Raw genomic sequence first — 16,518 nt, 5'->3', positions numbered from 1 at the left:
ACGGGATCGCACGAACAATCGGGACGGCTCGAGCCGGGAGAGACCCGGCAGACGTCGTCAACTCACATGTCTTCAGGGTAGGTGTGCGGTCAAGGGGTTAAGTACCGGCGCAACATGTCCGTCACCGCGGTGATCTTCTCGACCTCGACACGTTCGTCGGTGCGGTGCGCGAGGTTGGGGTCGCCGGGCCCGTAGTTGACCGCCGGGATACCGAGCGCGGCGAACCGCGACACGTCGGTCCACCCGTACTTCGCACGCACCTGTCCACCGGCGGCGGCCACCAGAGCCGCGGCGGCGGGCTTGGTCAACCCGGGCAGCGCGCCGGCCGCCGAGTCGGTCAGCTCGATCTGCACGTCGAGCCCGCCGAGCACCTCGTGTACGTGTTGCAGCGCATCGGCGACGTTGCGGTTCGGAGCGAACCGGAAGTTGACCGTCACGGACGCGGCATCGGGGATCACATTGCCGGCGATGCCGCCGTCGATGTGCACCGCCGACAGCCCTTCGCGGTAGGTGCAGCCGTCGATCTCCACGCTGCGGGCCTGATACGACGCGAGCCGGTCCAGTACCGCGCCGAGTTTGTGAATAGCGTTGTCTCCCAACCAGGATCGCGCGGAGTGGGCGCGGGTGCCCGTCGTGCTGACCACGACGCGCAGTGTGCCCTGGCAACCGGCCTCGATGTAGCCGCCCGACGGCTCGCCGAGGATCGCGACGTCGGCCTGCAACCATTCGGGCAGTTCGCGCTCGATGCGACCGAGGCCGTTGGCGGACGCCTCGATCTCCTCGCAGTCGTACATCACCAGCGTGATGTCGTGCTTCGGTGCGGTGACGGTGGCGGCCAGATGCAGGAACACCGCGTCGCCGGACTTCATGTCCGAGGTGCCGCAGCCGTGCAGTTCGCCGTCGACGAGGCGGCTCGGCAGGTTGTCGGCGGCCGGGACCGTGTCGAGGTGGCCGGCGAGTAACACGCGCGACGGCAAGCCCAGGTTGGTGCGGGCCAGCACGGCGTCGGCGTTGCGGACGACCTCGAGGGAGGTCTGCTCGCGCAGCGCGGCCTCGACCTCGTCGGCGATGCGCTTCTCGTGGCGAGACTCGCTGGGGATGTCGACCAGCGCGGCGGTCAACGCGACCGGGTCACCGTGCAGGTCGAGGCTCACGGGCTCGACGTTAGTCTTACCCGTGTGACTTCTGCTGCAGGTATCGGGCTGGCGACCATCGCCGCCGACGGATCAGTCCTCGACACATGGTTCCCAGCACCCGAACTCGGCGCCGACGGCCCGTCGGGCACCACTCGTCTCTCGGTGGCCGAGGTCCCGCCCGAGCTGGCCGACCTGACAGGTCGGGATGAGGACCGCGGGGTCGACGTCGTCGTGGTCCGCACCGTCATCGGGTCGCTGGACGACAAGGCCACCGACGCCTACGACGCCTATCTGCGGCTGCACCTGCTGTCGCACCGGCTGGTCGCGCCGCACGGCCTGAACGCCGACGGTTTCTTCGGTGTGTTGACCAACGTGGTGTGGACCAACCACGGTCCCTGCGCGGTCGACGGCTTCGAGGGCGTGCGGGCACGTCTGCGCAAGCGCGGCCCGGTGACCGTCTACGGCGTCGACAAGTTCCCGCGGATGGTCGACTACGTGTTGCCGGCCGGGGTGCGGGTGGCCGACGCCGACCGGGTGCGGCTCGGGGCCCACCTCGCGGCCGGCACCACCGTCATGCACGAGGGCTTCGTCAACTTCAACGCAGGCACGCTCGGCAGCTCGATGGTCGAGGGGCGGATCTCGGCGGGTGTCGTCGTGGGAGACGGGTCCGACGTCGGCGGCGGCGCGTCGATCATGGGCACCCTGTCGGGCGGCGGCACGGAGGTGATCTCCGTCGGCGAGCGTTGCCTGCTCGGGGCCAATGCGGGGCTTGGTATTTCGCTCGGTGACGACTGTGTGGTCGAGGCCGGTCTCTACGTCACGGCGGGCACCAAGGTGCAGACCGCCGACGGTCAGACGGTCAAGGCGCGAGAGTTGTCGGGGGCCGACAACCTGTTGTTCCGGCGTAATTCGTTGTCGGGCGCCGTCGAGGTGGTCAAGCGCGACGGCACCGGCATCACGCTGAACGAAGCCCTACACCAGAACTGACCCCCTCTTTTCTTCTGCGCGAGCGACCGCGTTTGCACGGCGACACGCCGGCTGGGGCGTGCATTGAGCGGTCGCTCGCGGGCCGCGAGGGCTCCCGCGCAGCTGGGGACGTGCTCAACCCGCCGCGGCGTTCGGCTTCAGCGGCGGACAGCGTCCGTCAACGGCGGCCAGTTCGAAGTGCCATATTTCGTTCGCGTAGATCTGACAGAGTCCGAACTCGCGCCCGTTGGCGATCAGCCACTTGTCGGCCTCGACCGGCGCGATGTCCACGGCTTCGCCGGTGACGTGTTTCGACTTCTCCGGTGATGCCACGAATTCCCTTGCCGCGTTGATACTTCCGTACCGTTCGACACCGTCGGCGAAGAGCCGCTCCTGAAATCCTTTCGATCGCCACCCCGAGTTGACGCGGATGTCGATGCCCTCGGCTCGAGCTCGACGAGCCGCCTCCTGGACCGCCTCGAGCAGTTCGGGGTCCAGCCAGCCGACGATCGGGTCGTCGGTGTCAAACGGGCTCAGCGTCGTGTCCTCGGGCAGCCAACCACCGACGGTGTCCTGCGCGGCCGGTCCGATGCTCAGTGCCTCCTGACCGACGGCGGGTCTCGGTGCCGGCGCCGGTTCGGACGTTCCGCACGCGACGATTGCGCACGCCGAAGCGAGCGCGAGCGTGCGCAGGACGTACATCCCCAGCTGCCGCGTGGGCCCACGCGCAAAGGTCAGGAGGTGGCGGCGAGGATGCAGAATTCGTTTCCCTCCGGATCGGCCAGCACGACCCAGCTCGCGTCGCCCTGACCGATGTCGACGCGCCGAGCACCGAGGCCGAGGACGCGCTCGACCTCGGCCCGCTGATCGTCGGGGCGAAAGTCGAAGTGAATCCGGTTCTTGACGAGCTTGTCATCGGGTACCGCCAGAAACAACCAGTTCGGCCCGGCCCCGGGCGGCGCGTGCAACACCACGTCGCCATCGTCGTCGACCTCGTGGGCCCAGCCCAGCACCTGCGACCACCACCGCCCCAGCGCGGAGGCGTCGTGCGAGTCGATGCAGATTTCGTCGAACTTGAGCGTCATCGTGCCAGCTCCTTCTTGAGCACCTTGCCCATGGCGTTGCGCGGCAGCTCCTTCACCAGCCGCACCTCGCGGGGACGTTTGTGCACCGAAAGTTCCTGCGCCACATAGTCGATGAGCGCCTCGGCGGGGGCGTCGCCCACGACGAACGCGACGATGCGCTGCCCCAGGTCGTCGTCGGGAACACCGACGACGGCCGCCTCCCGCACGCCGGGGTGTCCGAGCAGCGCGGTCTCGATCTCCCCCGCGCCGACGCGGAACCCACCCGTCTTGATCAGGTCGACGGACTCGCGGCCGACGATGCGGTGCATCCCGTCGGCTCCCACGACCGCGACGTCGCCGGTGCGGTACCAGCCGTCGGCATCGACCGCCTCAGCGGTGGCGTCGGGGCGGTTGAGGTAACCGTCGAACAGCGTGTCACCGCGAACATCCAGCCGCCCAATGGTTTCCCCGTCGTGTGGAACGGCGGCGCCGTCCTCGTCGACCAACCGTGTCTCGACACCGGTCAGCGGCAGGCCCACCCAGCCGGGCCTGCGCTCACCGTCGGCCCTGGTGCTGATCGTGATCAGCGACTCGGTCGAGCCATAGCGTTCGACCGGCCGGTGCCCGGTCAACTGAACCACGTTGTCGAACACGGGTACCGGCAGCGGTGCGCTGCCCGAAACCAGCAGCCGCGCCGACCGCAGCGCCGTCGCCGACGCGCGGTCGGCCGCCACCCTCGACCACACGGTCGGCACGCCGAAGTACAGCGAGCCGCCGGCCGCCGCATACGCCTGTGGGGTCGGCTTCCCGGTGTGCACGAACCGGTTTCCGATGCGCAGCGAGCCGAGCAGTCCCAGCACCAACCCGTGTACGTGGTACAGCGGCAGGCCGTGCACCAAGGTGTCATCGGGCGTCCACTGCCAGGCTTCGGCGAGCGCGTCGATATCGGCGGCGATCGCGCGGCGGCTCAGCACGACGCCCTTGGGCGGGCCGGTCGTGCCCGAGGTGTAGATGATCAACGCCGGCGAGTCGGCGGGCGGTTCGGCATAGCGGTGCCAGGAGCGGGCGTGCAGCCGCACCGGCACGTGTTGCAGGCCGTCGGTCTCGGCCGGCTTGTCCCCCAGCCAGGCCTGCGCGCCGGAGTCGGTCAGGATGTGCCTGCGTTCGGCGGCACCGACGTCGGCGGGCACCGGCACGACGGGCACCCCGGCGATCAGGCAACCGGTCACCGCGAGCACCGTCGACACGGTCGGAGTGGCCAGCACCGCGACCCGGCGCGCGCCCGCCACCCGCTCGGCGACCGACGTGGCGGCACCGACCAGATCGCCGCGGCTCAGCACCGCCCCGTCGATACGGACGGCGTCCCCGATGTCTGCGCCGCCCGCCACCGCGGCGGGGTTCAGCGAAGAGAGGAGCATAACCAGCGAGGTTACCCACATCGGCTCGGCGATACTGGGTCGCGTGACTCACATTGAGCGGCTGGCGACGCGCGAGGTCTACCGGAACAACTGGATGACGCTGCGTGAGGACGACATCCGCAGGCCCGACGGCAGCAGCGGGATCTACGCGGTCGTCGACAAGCCGACGTATGCGTTGGTGATCGCTCGGGACGGTGACCGATTTCGGCTCGTCGAGCAGTTCCGCTATCCGCTGGGCTTGCGGCGCTGGGAGTTCCCGCAGGGCACCGCGCCCGAGCGGCGGCATCTGGAGCCGGCCGACCTGGCAGCGCGCGAACTGCGCGAGGAGACCGGACTGCGGGCGTCGCACCTGAGCGCCCTGGGCCGGCTCGACGTGGCGCCCGGGATGAGCAGCCAGCGCGGCTGGGTGTTTCTCGCGACGGGCATCACCGAGGGCGAACACGACCGCGAGCATGAGGAGCAGGACATGCACAGCGATTGGTTCAGCCGTGCCGAGGTGGAGCAGATGGTGCGTGACGGTGTCATCACCGACGCGCAGTCGATCGCCGCGTGGGCGCTGCTGTTGCTCGCGGAGCGCTGACTCACCCGTGCCGGCGCGATGAGTTTCGAACCGAATGGCGGTCTGTCTCGTTATAACCAGTAGGACGAACGGAAAGGGGTGACACGATGACCGCGCTGTACGGGATGATGGCGATGATGCCCCTGTTGTTCGGCGGGGCCGGCTACGTTCTCGTGGCATCGGCGGGCTGCGACGAGACCCGGAAACGCCCGCCTCGGTGAGTGACGAAGAGGCCATCCGCGACTTGATCGTCCGGTGGGCCGAGGCGGTTCACGCCGGCGACTTGGATTCCGTTGTGGCCGACCATGACGCTGACATCGTGATGTTCGACGTGCCACCGCCGCACCGCGGCGTCCGCGGCATCGACGAGTACCGGGACTGTTGGCCACCGTTCTTCGAATGGCAGCGACAGGGCGCGGTGTTCGAGATCGTCGAACTCGACCTCACCGTGGGCGCCGACGTCGCGTTCGCGTGGGCACTGCTGCGCTGCGGCAAGCCCGCCGAGCTGGCGGCCGACCCCGAGAACCGGCTGCGGCTGACCGTCGGATTGCGCAAGCGCGACGGTCGCTGGGTCGTCACCCACGAGCACCACTCGTTCGCCGATACGAATCCGTGACGGTCTCGTAGCCGCCGGCAAACCGTGTCGTGGCGCTTCCGGGCGGCTGGCCCGATTAGTGTTTCGGCCATGTCTGCCCGCCGCCTGACCAGCACGCTGTTCGGTGTGACTTGTGCTGCGGCCGCGAGCTTTTCGGCGCTGCCGCAGGCCGTCGCAGCGAACCCGGCATGGAACGGGCGCTACGAGATCGTCACCTACGCCTCGGACAAAATGGGCAGCAGTATCGCGGCCGCGCAGGCCGAACCCGACTTCGCCGCGCAGTACGTCCTGGTGACCGACTGCTCGACGGGACTCTGCGTGGCCACCGTCGTGGAGGGACCCGCGCCGAGTAACCCGACCATCCCCCAGCCGGTTCGCTACACCTGGGACGGGTCGAGGTGGCAGTACGCCTACAACTGGCAGTGGGAATGCTTCCGCGGCGACGGCGTGCCCAGCGAGTACGCGCCGGCACGGTCGAAGGTGTTCTACGCCCCCGACATCGACGGATCACTGTTCGGAACGTGGCGCACCGAGATTCTGGCCGGAACGTGCCGCGGCACCGTCGTGATGCCGGTCGCCGCCCGCCCCGTCTAGCTCGTGCCGCGTTCGGCCAGCGCCCGCAGGAAAAACGCCAGGTTGGCGGGACGTTCGGCGAGCCTGCGCACGAAGTAGCCGTACCACTGGGTGCCGAACGGCACGTACACCCGCACATGGTCGCCCGCCTCGGCGAGCCTGCGCTGCTCGGCGTCGCGAATGCCGTACAGCATCTGATATTCGAAATCTTCACGGCCACGGTTGCTCTCGCGCACCAGCGCCGGCACCGCCGCGATGACGGCGGGATCGTGGGAGGCGACCATCGGGTAGCCGTCGCCAGCCATCAGAATCCGCAGGCAGCGCAGGTATGAGTCGGTGACGTCGTGGCGGTCGCGGTAGGCCACTGACGCCGGCTCGTCGTACGCGCCTTTGCACAGGCGAATCCGCGCGCCGCACGCGGCGAACTCCTGACAGTCGGCGTGGGTGCGCTTCAAATAGGCCTGCAGAGCCGTTCCCAGCCAACCGAACTCGGTGCGCAGATCGCGCACGATCGACAGTGTCGAGTCGGTGGTGGTGTGGTCTTCGGCGTCCACCGTCACCCATATTCCGGCTCGTTGTGCCCGCTCGCAGATGGTATGGGCGTTCTCCAGCGCGATCTTGTCGCCGTCGCGGGCCAGCGCCTGCCCGAGCGCCGACAGTTTCACCGACACCTCGAGCGGCGGCACCGCGGCCCGCCCCTCGGCCCGCGCTTCCCCGCGCCGCGCGAGCCCGTCGAGCAGCCTCAGATACGCGTCGACGTTGGCGGTCGCCGCGTCGACGTCGGTGACGTCCTCACCGAGGTGGTCGATCGACACCAGACGGTTCGAATCTCGCAGCCGCGCAACCGAGTCGAGCACCTCGGGCACCGTTTCACCCGGAACGAACCTGTGCACGACGTCGCGTGTCACGGGCAGCCGTTCGGCGGCTCTGCGCAGGCCATCGCGTCGGCCGGCGGCCATGATCGCCGGGCGCACCACGCGCTCGAACACGCGCATTCAGACCCCCATGTGGGGATAGTTGTGATCGGTGGGCGGCACGAAGGTCTCCTTGATCGAGCGCGCCGACGTCCATCGCAGCAGGTTCAGCGCCGAGCCCGCCTTGTCGTTGGTGCCCGAGGCCCGCGAGCCACCGAAGGGCTGCTGCCCGACGACTGCGCCGGTGGGCTTGTCGTTGACGTAGAAGTTGCCCGCCGCGTGGCGAAGTCGCCGTTGCGCCCGCAGCACCGCGGCGCGGTCATCGGCGATCACCGCGCCGGTCAGCGCGTACCTGACACCGGTTTCGACGACGTCGAGGATGCGGTCGTAGTCGTCGTCGGGATAGACGTGCACTGCGAGGATCGGCCCGAAGTACTCGGTGCAGAACGCCTCGTCGGTCGGGTCGTCGGACAACAGGACGGTCGGCCGCACGAAATAGCCTTCGCTGTCGTCGTATTCGCCGCCGACGGCGATCGTCACGGGAGCGTTTTTCGCCCTCTCGATAGCCTTGACGTTCTTGGCGAAGGCCCGCTCGTCGATCAGCGCGCCACCGAAATTCGACAGGTCGGCGACGTCGCCGTAGCGCAGCGCTTCGGTCGCCGACAGGAAGTCGTCGCCCATCTGCTGCCACACCGACCGCGGGATGAACGCCCGCGACGCCGCCGAACACTTCTGCCCCTGATAGTCGAAGGCGCCGCGGATCAGCGCGGTCCGCAGGACGTCGGGGCGCGCGCTGGCATGCGCGACGACGAAGTCCTTGCCGCCGGTCTCACCGACCAATCGCGGATAGCCGTGGTAGCGGTCGATGTTGGTGCCGACCTCCCGCCACAGGTGCTGGAACGTCGTCGTCGAACCGGTGAAGTGGATGCCCGCCAGCCGCGGATCGGCCAGCGCCACATCGGAAACCGCCACCCCGTCACCGGTGAGCAGGTTGATCACCCCGGGCGGCAGACCGGCGGCCTCCAGCAACTGCATGGTCAGGTAGGCGGCGAACGTCTGGGTGGGCGAGGGCTTCCACACCACCGTGTTGCCCATCAGCGCAGGCGCCGTCGGCAGGTTGCCCGCGATCGCGGTGAAGTTGAATGGGGTGATCGCATAGACAAATCCGTCCAGCGGCCGATAGTCGGTCCGATTGCGGACGCCGCGCACGCTGATCGGTTGCTGGGCAAGGATTCCGCGCGCGAAGGCGACGTTGAACCGCCAGAAGTCGATCAGTTCGCACGCCGCGTCGATCTCGGCCTGATACGCCGACTTCGACTGGCCGAGCATGGTGGCGGCGCAGATCTTCTCGCGCCACGGTCCGGCGAGCAGCTCGGCTGCGCGCAGGAAGACCGCCGCGCGTTCGTCGAATGGGGTGGCCTCCCAGTCCGCTTTCGCGGCCATCGCGGCGTCGATGGCGGCGACGGCGTCGGCGTGCGTGGCGTTGGTGAGCGTGCCCAGTCGGCCGGACGGGTCGGAGTGGCGGTGCGGCTGCACCACGTCGACACGGTCACCGTCACCCATGCGGCGGCGGCCGCCGATGACGTGCGGCAGGTCCACCGGGTCCGTCGCGACGGAGCTCAGAGCGTCGAGAAGCCGGGTGCGCTCACCCGAACCAGGCGCATAGTCGCGTACCGGCTCGTTGGCCGGAAGGGGCACGTCGATGATGGCGTCCATGCCGAAATGATGCTCGGATGCAGCTGTCCTGCCGATGGTCGATCCGACAATACCGCCGCCGGTCTATAGTCGGATCAGACAAAGGGGTGTGCAGTGGACCCAATCGACCCGCGAACCTCCGGCCTCGGCCTCGGCCAGCTGCTGCTGGCGCTGGACCGCACCATGGTGACGCTGATCGACGCGCCGCGCGGGCTGGACATGCCGGTCGGGTCGGTCGCGCTCGTCGACGCCGACGACGTCCGGTTGGGACTGGCCGTCGGTCCCGGTTCGGCAGACCTGTTCTTCCTGCTCGGCGTCTCCGATGCGGACGCGGTGCGCTGGCTCGAGCGGCAGTTCACCGGCACCGGCCGGGTGCCCGCGGCGATCTTCGTCAAGGAACCGTCTCACACCGTTGCGGATCGGGCGGTCGCGCTGGGCGCCGCGGTCGTGGCCGTCGAACCGCGGGCTCGCTGGGAGTCGTTGTACCGCTTGGTGAACCACGCCTTCGACCACCACGGCGATCGCGGCGACCCGCGCCATGACCCGGGTACCGACCTGTTCGGTCTGGCCCAATCCATCGCCGACCGGACCCGCGGCATGATCAGCATCGAAGACGAGGACTCCCATGTGCTCGCCTATTCCGCGTCCAACGACGAGGCCGACGAGCTGCGCCGGTTGACCATCCTCGGGCGCGCCGGCCCGCCCGAACATCTCGCCTGGATCGGGCAGTGGGGCATCTTCGACGCCCTGCGTTCGAGCGCCGACGTCGTGCGCGTCGCCGAGCGACCGGAATTGGGATTGCGACCGCGGCTGGCGGTCGGCGTCCACGTGCCCGACGCAATTGCGCCGCGTGGGTCGCGGTTCGCGGGAACCATCTGGCTGCAACAGGGTTCGGCACCGTTGGCCGATGACGTCGACGACGTGCTGCGTGGCGGGGCGGTGCTGGCGGCCCGGATCATGTCCAGACTGTCGGCCTCTCCGTCCACCCACACCCGGCAGGTGCGAGAGCTGCTCGGGCTTTCCGGCGACGACGTCGACGTCGCCACGCTCGCCCGGGAACTGGGCATCGCGGCCGATGGCCGCGCCGCACTCGTCGGCTTCTCCGACCCCGGAGACCCGGCGCCGCCGGACGTCATCGCGCTGAGCGCCAGCGCCTTTCGTGCCGACGCACAAGTCGCGTCGGACAACGGCCGGGTCTACGTGCTGCTGCCTCAGATCGGCGCGCCGTCGTCGGTGATGTCCTGGGCGCGCGGTGTCGTGTCGACCCTGGACCGCGAACTCGCGCGCTCGCTGCGGGCGGTCGTCGCCGCGCCGCTAGGGGGTTTGGCGGTCGCCGCGAACTCCCGCGCCGAGGTGGACCGGGTGCTCGACAGCGCTGCGCGACACCCCACCGCGATCGGACGCGTCACCTCGCTCGCCGACGCGCGCACCACCGTGCTCCTCGACGAGATCGTGTCTCGGGTGGCCGCGCAGCCGCGGCTGGTGGACCCGCGGGTACGCCAACTGCGCGAGCAGGATCCGACGCTCGCCGAGACGCTCGGGGCGTATCTCGACGGGTTCGGCGACATCGCCGCGGTCGCGGCACGGTTGCACGTGCACCCGAATACGGTGCGCTACCGCGTCCGTCGCATCGAGAAGCTGTTGTCGACCTCGTTGGCAGATCCCGACGACCGCCTGGTGCTCGCGCTCGGCTTGCGCGCGACAGAACCCTAAGCGCGAGAAGACGTAAACCGCTCAAAATATTGCGGGTTTCAGGGCATTTCGCGTCTGCTCGGCAGAGAGGTGGTCAGCTCGTAAGCCGTTGCGCCGCTGCCGAAATCCGTTCATCGGTCGCGGTCAGCGCCACCCTCACATGCTTGGCGCCGCGGGGGCCGTAGAACTCGCCGGGCGCGACCAGGATTCCGCGCTGCGCCAACCAGGCGACGGTGTCCCGGCACGGCTCGCCGCGGGTCGCCCACAGATACAGCCCCGCCTCGGAGTCATCGACGCTCAGCCCGGCAGAACGCAGGGCGGGTAGCAGGACGTCGCGCCGCCGCGCATAGCGGGCCCGCTGGTCGCGCTCGTGGTCGTCGTCGTCGAGCGCCGCGACCATGGCGGCCTGTACCGGCGTCGGCACCATCATTCCCGCATGCTTGCGGACGGCCAGCAGTTCGGCGACGACGTTCGGGTCGCCGGCGACGAAACCGGCCCGGTAGCCCGCCAGCGACGACGTCTTCGACAACGAATGAACGGCCAGCAGCCCGGTGTGGTCGCCGCCGCAGATCGACGGGTGAAGGACCGAAAAGGGTTGGGTGTCCCAACCGAGTCCGAGGTAGCACTCGTCGGACGCGATCAGCACGCCCCGTTCGCGCGCCCAGCCGACGACCTTGCGCAAGTGGTCGGCACCGAGCACCTTGCCGGTCGGGTTGCTCGGCGAGTTCAGGTACACCAGCGCGGGCGTCTGCGGGCCGAGTTGGGTCAGCGAGTCGGCGCGCAGGAACTGCGTGCCGGCCAGCCGCGCGCCGACTTCGTAAGTCGGATAAGCGAGTTCGGGCGCCACCACCGCGTCGTCGGGACCGAGGCCCAACAACGTCGGCAACCAGGCGATGAGCTCCTTGGTGCCGATCACCGGCAGCACCGCGCCGTCAGCCAGCCCCGAGACGCCGTAGCGCCGCGCCAGCGCATTGACCGCCGCGGCGCGCAACGCCGGGGTGCCGGCGGTGGTCGGGTAACCGGGCGAGGAACCGGCCGCGGCCAGCGCCTGCCGGACGACCGGAGCTACCTCGTCCACCGGCGTGCCGACCGACAGATCGACGATGCCGTCGGGGTGCGCGCGGGCCAGCGCGGTGACGTCGGCCAGCGTGTCCCAAGGGAAAACCGGCAGCGCCGCCGAGACGCGCTTACGGAGCCCGGCGCGAGCCGTTATCAGTCCTCACCTTGCGGCGGCAGGCTCTTGACCGCCTCCGGATCGTTGTCGGTCTGCCCCACCTTGGACGCGCCGCCGGGCGAGCCGAGCTCGGCGAAGAAGTCGGCGTTGATCTGGGTGTAGCTGCTCCACTGGTCGGGCACATCGTCCTCGTAGTAGATGGCCTCGACCGGGCACACCGGTTCACAGGCACCGCAGTCCACACATTCGTCCGGATGGATGTAGAGCATGCGGGCGCCCTCGTAGATGCAGTCGACTGGGCATTCCTCGATACACGCCTTGTCTTTGACGTCGACACAAGGTTCGGCAATGACGTACGTCACCGTGTTCTCCTCAAGGTCTCCTCGATCTCCTGTCCGGTGGGCTGCCGCACGGGGTAGGGCATCTGGGCTCAGCCGCAAGTATCCGTCGCCGGTACCTGGACGGTCGTCTCAGTGTGCCCTAACTTCACGCGCAACCCGGTTTAGGGGTTGCGCGTGGTTACTGATACTAGACGTTGCACATACAACTGCCCAACTGACACCCCGGATTCGCGAGGATCTGCTGGTCGACTGCTCAGCATGGCCCCTCGTCGCCCCCGACCTTGCTATACCTGCGTAATGGAACGCTGCGCACCTCCCGTCGACAGGACGGCTGTCCTGCATGTCCGCCAACTGACCGCCGACGAACTCGACGCCGTGCGCGCGGCCAAGAAGTTCTTCAAGGAGAGCGCCTGGGATGAGTGGCGAACCACCCAGCCCCTCCATTTCGAGGGGCCCAATGAGCGATTCGAGGTCCACGCCGACTTTCCGACCGACCTGGTGTCGGTGCCCGGCGTGGTCGCCTGGTTCGTCCCACGCGCCGGCCGCTATGCGCGTGCGGCCGTGCTTCACGACTACCTCTGGCGCTTCCCCGAGCGCACCGGGTGCGATCGCCGCGCCGCCGACTACCGCTTCCGCCTGCAGATGCAACGCGACGGCGTGAGCCTGCTGCGGCGCTGGATCATCTGGGCCACGGTGCGGCTGTCCGCGATCCTGCAGGGCAAAGGTGGTGCGGGGTGGTGGAAGGACCTCCCCGGCGCGACGCTTCTGGTGCTGCTCGTCGCCGCGCCGATCATCGTGGTACCCGCGGCGGCGACCCTGGTTTCGACCGTGGTGTTCTGGCTGCTCGAGTCGGCCATCGCGCTCGTGGTGCCCGAGGAGACGCCACCACCGCTGCAGTTGAAGACCTGACGGTCACTCGACGGGCGCGAGCGACCCCGAAGTGCAAACCAATTGCGGCGTGTCGGGGGACAAACGCGGTCGCTCGCGCTGAAGGTAGCTACGCGGCCAGTGGGGCGTACGTCGTGGAGCGCTGGCGGGCCGGGCGGCCGATGCCTTCGGCGATCGCGACGAGGTCCTCCACCGTCTTGTACGAGCCGAACTCCGAGCCGGCCATCCGCGAGATCGTCTCCTCCATCAGCGTGCCACCGAGATCGTTGGCGCCCCCGTTGAGCATCACCTGCGTACGCTCCACGCCGAGCTTGACCCAGCTGGTCTGGATGTTGGCGATCCTGCCGTGCAACATGATTCGCGCAAGCGCATGCACCGCGCGGTTGTCGCGGTGCGACGGTCCCGGCCTGGCGCCGCCGGCCAGGTACAGCGGCGAGCTCTGGTGTACGAACGGCAACGGCACGAATTCGGTGAAACCGCCTGTGCGGTCCTGAATTTCGCGTAGCACGCGGAGGTGGCCCACCCAGTGCCGCGGCTGGTCGACGTGTCCGTACATCATCGTCGAACTGGAGCGCAGCCCGACCTCGTGCGCGGTTGTCACGACCTCGATCCACATCGACGTCGGCAACTTGCCCTTGGTCAGCACCCACCGCACCTCGTCGTCGAGGATCTCGGCGGCGGTGCCCGGAATACTTCCCAAGCCCGCCTCCCGCAAGGAGATCAGCCACTCTCGAATCGACAGCCCGCTGCGGGTGACGCCGTTGGCGATCTCCATCGGCGAGAATGCGTGCACGTGCATCGACGGCACGCGTTTCTTCACTGCGCGCACCAGATCGGCGTAGCCGGTGACGGGAAGCTCGGGGTCGATGCCGCCCTGCATGCACACCTCGGTCGCGCCTGCGACGTGCGCTTCCCAGGCGCGGTCGGCGACCTCGTCGACCGACAGGGAGTAGGCGTCGGCATCGCCCTTGCGTTGCGCGAACGCGCAGAACCGGCAACCCGTGTAGCAGATGTTGGTGAAGTTGATGTTGCGGTTGACGACGAACGTGACGTCATCACCGACGGTGTCGCGGCGCAGCGAATCCGCCAGCACGGCAACGGCTTCCAGAGCTGGTCCGTCGGCACACGCCAACGCCAGATACTCGTCGTCGGACAGGCCGGCCGGATCCCGCTCGGCCGAGCGCAGCGCCGCCAGCACATCGGTGTCGATGCGTTCCGGCGCCCGTGCGGCCAGCTCGGAAACCTTCTCGCGGATCGACTCCCAGTCGCCGAACGCACTGTCGAGGTCGCTGCGGGTGTCGGTGAGCCGGCCCGTCGCATCGATCGCGGAGTGAAGATCGGTGCGCCCCAACGACTCCGACGCCTCGTCGGGCTCCTGCCACGGTCGGCCCACCGGGTTGACGTCCAGCGCGAACCCGGAGTCGGGGTCGGCCAGCGCGTCGACGTGGCCCCGCACCCGCGGATCGATCCACGCCGCGCCCGCCTGCACGTACTGCGGTTGCGCTGTCAACCGCTGCACCAGGTCGTATCCCGCCTCGGCGGTCACCGTCGCCAGCTCGTCCAGCGCCGGCCACGGCCGCTCCGGGTTGACGTGGTCGGGAGTCAAGGGCGACACGCCGCCCCAGTCGTCGACGCCGGCGCCGATCAGGGCCAGACACTCGGTGCGTGACACCAGGTTCGGCGGCGCCTGGATGCGCATCTTGGGCCCCATCACCAGCCGGGTGACCGCCACCGTCGCCAGGAAGTCCTCGAATGCGGCGTCGGGCGTCGACGCCATCGCGGTGTGGTCCTTGGCGCGGAAGTTCTGCACGATCACTTCCTGCACGTGCCCGAACTCCTTGTGCGACCGGCGAATCGCGTGGATGGTCTCGGCGCGCTCGGGAAGCGTCTCGCCGATTCCGACCAGCAGGCCGGTGGTGAACGGGATCGACAGGCGGCCCGCGTCGGCCAGCGTCCGCAACCGAACGTCGGGGTCCTTGTCGGGGCTGCCGTAATGCGCGAGGCCCTTCGTCTCGAACAGCCGCCGCGACGTGGTCTCGAGCATCATGCCCATCGACGGCGCGACCGGTTTGAGCCGCGACAACTCCGACCAGCTCATCACGCCGGGGTTCAGGTGCGGCAGCAGGCCGGTCTCCTCGAGCACACGGATCGCCATCGCGCGCACGTAGTCCAGCGTCGAGTCGTAGCCGCGCTCGTCGAGCCATCGGCGGGCCTCGTCCCATCGCGCTTCCGGTCGGTCGCCGAGGGTGAACAACGCTTCCTTGCAACCGAGTTCGGCGCCGCGACGCGCCACGTCGAGAATCTCGTCGGGCTCCATGTACAAGCCCGTGCCCTGCGCGCGGAGCCGGCCCGGGACGGTGACGAAAGTGCAGTAGTGGCAGGTGTCGCGGCACAGATGCGTGACCGGGATGAACACCTTGCGCGAGTAGCTGACGGGCAGCCGCCCGGTCGGTCCGCGCCGCGCTGCGGCCTCCAGACCCGCGTCGCGCACCCGCGAAGCGCTGGCGCACAGGTCGGCGAGATCGTCGCCGCGCGCGGTCATCGCGATCGCCGCTTCGTCGACGTTGAGCGCCACCCCGTCGCGGGCGCGTCGCAGCACCCGCCGCACAGCGGCAGGACTGGGTTGATCGGACTTCGGTGGGATCACCGGGTCGGGCAGATCGGCGCCGCGCTGAGGGTTCAGGGCCACTCCCCTGTAACCCCGGCGTCGACGCGAATCATCCCTGGCACCTCACATCCGGGATCCGCTTCGCCTGACATACGGGTCACCCTAGTCCCTGAACGATCGGGTCGGTGCTCGCATGTGCGGGCTGGGTTGTCCGCCCGACTTTCGCAGGCGTAAGTTGGTTGCCGAGTCGGGGTCGTGCAAGCGTGAGGGAGCGGTTTGACGTGAGGACTCTGACTCGAGCGTGTCTGTCCGCGAGTGTTGCTGCGGTGACGGCGACGGCGTTGACCGTCGTACCTCCGGCGGCTGCGGCACCATCGTCCCCATCACCGGCGGCGTCGACACGCGTCGCCACACCGCCGATGCGGTTGACTGCCGCGGCGCGGCCGTTGGCGATGACCGAGCTGCCGGACCTGCTCGGCGACTGGCTACAGCGCGTGGTCGTGCCTGCACGCGCCGCCGCGCCGTTGCCTCCCGCCGCCGAACCGGTCGTCGGGGCCACCTCACTCGGCAATGCCGTCGTCAACGCCTGGAATGCGGTTCTGCCGTGGATCGACTACGGCGTCGAACTCGCCGATTACGTGCTGGGCTTCATCCCGTTCGGCTCCCTTATCGGCGATCAGATCGACATCGTCTACTTCAGCCTGGTGCGGCCGGTCGCCGACAGCTTCGTGGTCGACCTCGTCGGGCCGGTTCTCAATGAGCCGCTCAACCCCGCGAGCTATGTCAACGGTTTGTTGACCCTCGGCTCGGTCACCGTGACCTCTCTGATCAACCTCGGCATCAACGAGTTCAACTACTTCTTCGGCTGGCTGGTCCCGCCCATCCCACCCTTGCC

At 68.9% G+C, this 16,518-nt stretch carries 15 protein-coding genes and 1 pseudogene; 7 read left to right on the top strand and 9 right to left on the bottom strand.

Features of this window, described 5'->3' with window-relative positions; translation table 11 throughout:
- Window positions 1-89: 89 nt before the first annotated feature.
- Window positions 90-1,154 carry a succinyl-diaminopimelate desuccinylase gene (gene dapE / locus AU188_RS04275; protein ID WP_059162496.1) on the bottom strand — a complete coding sequence of 355 codons (1,065 nt, stop codon included), beginning with the start codon at window positions 1,152-1,154 and terminating at the stop codon, window positions 90-92.
- On the opposite strand from dapE, the gene dapD reads away from it, so the two are divergent.
- Window positions 1,137-2,123 carry a 2,3,4,5-tetrahydropyridine-2,6-dicarboxylate N-succinyltransferase gene (dapD, locus tag AU188_RS04270; RefSeq protein ID WP_172799391.1) on the top strand — a complete coding sequence of 329 codons (987 nt, stop codon included), beginning with the start codon at window positions 1,137-1,139 and terminating at the stop codon, window positions 2,121-2,123. The genes dapE and dapD overlap by 18 nt on opposite strands.
- 114 nt (window positions 2,124-2,237) lie before the next feature.
- Here dapD and AU188_RS04265 read toward each other — a convergent pair whose 3' ends face one another.
- From AU188_RS04265 to AU188_RS04255, 3 genes are read right to left on the bottom strand one after another with little or no spacing between them, the layout of a single operon-like run.
- Entirely contained in the window at window positions 2,238-2,804 is a 567-nt protein-coding gene (locus tag AU188_RS04265) for a M15 family metallopeptidase (RefSeq protein ID WP_059162494.1), read from the bottom strand.
- 32 nt (window positions 2,805-2,836) lie between these two features.
- Complete coding sequence (locus tag AU188_RS04260; protein WP_059162493.1) at window positions 2,837-3,187, bottom strand: VOC family protein; 351 nt, start codon at window positions 3,185-3,187, stop codon at window positions 2,837-2,839.
- The gene (locus AU188_RS04255) at window positions 3,184-4,584 is read right to left on the bottom strand and encodes an acyl-CoA synthetase (protein WP_059162492.1); all 1,401 of its coding nucleotides are present in this window, start codon (window positions 4,582-4,584) and stop codon (window positions 3,184-3,186) included. The genes AU188_RS04260 and AU188_RS04255 overlap by 4 nt, the downstream gene beginning before the upstream one ends.
- Before the next feature lie 43 nt (window positions 4,585-4,627).
- Here AU188_RS04255 and AU188_RS04250 point away from each other — a divergent pair, with 43 nt between their 5' ends.
- From AU188_RS04250 to AU188_RS04240, 3 genes are all read left to right on the top strand, one after another.
- Window positions 4,628-5,164 carry an NUDIX domain-containing protein gene (locus tag AU188_RS04250; protein ID WP_156426574.1) on the top strand — a complete coding sequence of 179 codons (537 nt, stop codon included), beginning with the start codon at window positions 4,628-4,630 and terminating at the stop codon, window positions 5,162-5,164.
- A 196-nt stretch (window positions 5,165-5,360) separates the two neighbouring features.
- Entirely contained in the window at window positions 5,361-5,759 is a 399-nt protein-coding gene (locus AU188_RS04245; protein ID WP_059162491.1) for a YybH family protein, read from the top strand.
- Between the two features lie 69 nt (window positions 5,760-5,828).
- Window positions 5,829-6,332: an Rv2253 family sensor-like surface protein gene (locus AU188_RS04240; protein ID WP_059162490.1), complete on the top strand. Its 504-nt coding sequence runs from the start codon at window positions 5,829-5,831 to the stop codon at window positions 6,330-6,332.
- Here the strand turns inward: AU188_RS04240 and AU188_RS04235 are convergent.
- Window positions 6,329-7,306, bottom strand: a complete 978-nt coding sequence (locus tag AU188_RS04235) for a proline dehydrogenase family protein (RefSeq protein ID WP_059162489.1) — start codon at window positions 7,304-7,306, stop codon at window positions 6,329-6,331. The two genes, AU188_RS04240 and AU188_RS04235, sit on opposite strands and share 4 nt — an antisense overlap.
- Window positions 7,307-8,941, bottom strand: a complete 1,635-nt coding sequence (pruA, locus tag AU188_RS04230; RefSeq protein WP_059162488.1) for an L-glutamate gamma-semialdehyde dehydrogenase — start codon at window positions 8,939-8,941, stop codon at window positions 7,307-7,309. It lies immediately after the preceding gene.
- Between the two features lie 162 nt (window positions 8,942-9,103).
- Here pruA and AU188_RS04225 point away from each other — a divergent pair, with 162 nt between their 5' ends.
- Window positions 9,104-10,633 (top strand): PucR family transcriptional regulator, encoded by a 1,530-nt coding sequence (locus tag AU188_RS04225; protein ID WP_059162626.1) that lies wholly within the window; start codon window positions 9,104-9,106, stop codon window positions 10,631-10,633.
- A gap of 73 nt (window positions 10,634-10,706) precedes the next feature.
- Here AU188_RS04225 and dapC read toward each other — a convergent pair whose 3' ends face one another.
- Both dapC and fdxA read right to left on the bottom strand, forming a co-directional pair.
- Complete coding sequence (gene dapC, locus AU188_RS04220; protein ID WP_172799396.1) at window positions 10,707-11,825, bottom strand: succinyldiaminopimelate transaminase; 1,119 nt, start codon at window positions 11,823-11,825, stop codon at window positions 10,707-10,709.
- A complete protein-coding gene (fdxA, locus tag AU188_RS04215) occupies window positions 11,825-12,148 on the bottom strand; it encodes a ferredoxin (protein WP_059097893.1) in 324 nt (107 codons plus the stop codon). The genes dapC and fdxA overlap by 1 nt, the downstream gene beginning before the upstream one ends.
- A gap of 276 nt (window positions 12,149-12,424) precedes the next feature.
- On the opposite strand from fdxA, the gene AU188_RS04210 reads away from it, so the two are divergent.
- Window positions 12,425-13,036 (top strand): DUF1353 domain-containing protein, encoded by a 612-nt coding sequence (locus tag AU188_RS04210; protein ID WP_059162486.1) that lies wholly within the window; start codon window positions 12,425-12,427, stop codon window positions 13,034-13,036.
- Window positions 13,037-13,124: 88 nt separating this feature from the next.
- On the opposite strand, the gene AU188_RS04205 is transcribed toward AU188_RS04210, so the two are convergent.
- Window positions 13,125-15,704 carry a bifunctional FO biosynthesis protein CofGH gene (locus tag AU188_RS04205; protein ID WP_059162485.1) on the bottom strand — a complete coding sequence of 860 codons (2,580 nt, stop codon included), beginning with the start codon at window positions 15,702-15,704 and terminating at the stop codon, window positions 13,125-13,127.
- 200 nt (window positions 15,705-15,904) lie between these two features.
- Here AU188_RS04205 and AU188_RS04200 point away from each other — a divergent pair.
- Window positions 15,905-16,518 (top strand): annotated as a pseudogene (locus tag AU188_RS04200) (hypothetical protein); the annotation flags it as partial.

The sequence above is a fragment of the Mycobacterium sp. IS-3022 genome (genome assembly GCF_001500065.1).
In the GTDB taxonomy this organism is placed as follows: domain Bacteria; phylum Actinomycetota; class Actinomycetes; order Mycobacteriales; family Mycobacteriaceae; genus Mycobacterium.
Note: the sequence above shows the minus strand (reverse complement) of the source record. Positions and strands in the feature narration are given on the sequence as shown.

What these genes read in the sequence shown, in the direction of transcription:
- AU188_RS04265 (WP_059162494.1), bottom strand. Translation starts at nt 2,804, where the DNA reads ATGTACGTCCTGCGCACGCTCGCGCTCGCTTCGGCGTGCGCAATCGTC.
- AU188_RS04260 (WP_059162493.1), bottom strand. Translation starts at nt 3,187, where the DNA reads ATGACGCTCAAGTTCGACGAAATCTGCATCGACTCGCACGACGCCTCC.
- AU188_RS04255 (WP_059162492.1), bottom strand. Translation starts at nt 4,584, where the DNA reads ATGCTCCTCTCTTCGCTGAACCCCGCCGCGGTGGCGGGCGGCGCAGAC.
- AU188_RS04240 (WP_059162490.1), top strand. Translation starts at nt 5,829, where the DNA reads ATGTCTGCCCGCCGCCTGACCAGCACGCTGTTCGGTGTGACTTGTGCT.
- AU188_RS04235 (WP_059162489.1), bottom strand. Translation starts at nt 7,306, where the DNA reads ATGCGCGTGTTCGAGCGCGTGGTGCGCCCGGCGATCATGGCCGCCGGC.
- pruA (WP_059162488.1), bottom strand. Translation starts at nt 8,941, where the DNA reads ATGGACGCCATCATCGACGTGCCCCTTCCGGCCAACGAGCCGGTACGC.
- AU188_RS04225 (WP_059162626.1), top strand. Translation starts at nt 9,104, where the DNA reads ATGGTGACGCTGATCGACGCGCCGCGCGGGCTGGACATGCCGGTCGGG.
- AU188_RS04210 (WP_059162486.1), top strand. Translation starts at nt 12,425, where the DNA reads ATGGAACGCTGCGCACCTCCCGTCGACAGGACGGCTGTCCTGCATGTC.